This is a genomic window from Gluconobacter sp. DsW_058, from assembly GCF_002153615.1.
Lineage (GTDB): Bacteria > Pseudomonadota > Alphaproteobacteria > Acetobacterales > Acetobacteraceae > Gluconobacter > Gluconobacter cerinus.
This window is the reverse complement of the sequence record NZ_JOPH01000085.1, coordinates 1-713: the sequence shown is the minus strand read 5'-3', so window position 1 is coordinate 713 and position 713 is coordinate 1. Positions and strand designations below refer to the sequence as shown.

General features: G+C 52.6%; 1 protein-coding gene. It reads right to left on the bottom strand.

Annotation, left to right across the window (positions count from 1 at the left end; genetic code table 11):
- Positions 1-125 precede the first annotated feature (125 nt).
- Positions 126-713 (bottom strand): transposase (locus HK24_RS13320; protein ID WP_143412347.1); only part of this gene is annotated, 588 nt, incomplete at its 5' end.

The following is a 713-nucleotide window of genomic DNA, read 5'->3' as shown; positions in this document are numbered from 1 at the left end:
TCGAAGAACTATTGGTTGATGTACCTTGGTTTTGATTTTGGGCTTTTGGCGTGCTGATTGACGCTATCTGGGGTAGCATTCGATCTGCGTTTTGAGCAGATCGAGTGTTGTCCCCTGCTGAATGACTACGCGCTCGCGTTCAATCTTTCGAGGAAGAGGAAGCGGCGCATGTTGTAGACGATATTGGCCAGGCCGATCCTCATGGTGGCTCGGGTGATACCGACAGTCCGGACAAACAGCCCCGTCTGTGACTTCTGATCGGCAAAGACATGCTCGACACGCGAGCGGATGACCGACTTTCCAGCATTTGATTTCTGGATATGCCGGGGCATCGGCTTGAGATGCGGCTTTTTGCGATGAACCTTGGAAACAAATCCCTGCTTTTCCATGAAGTCTTCGTTGGCTTTTGAGCGATAGGCCGTGTCAGCCCAGACACTTGAGGCCGTATTGGTTTTATCCAGCAGCCCCTCTCTCAATCTCGCGCCATCACTGGCGGCGGCATGCGTTGTTTTCCATTTCCGGATGAACCGGTATTTCCGATCGATGGAAACATGCGATTTATAGCCAAAGAACGGGATGGCGAGATCACTGGATGGCATGGTTCCATCATCCTGCCGCTTCGCTTTGGTGAACTTTAGCGTCCAGCGCGCATGACGATCCTTGTGCGACAGCTTTGACGGCTTGTCCTGCCAGTCTTCTGGAATACGTCCTGC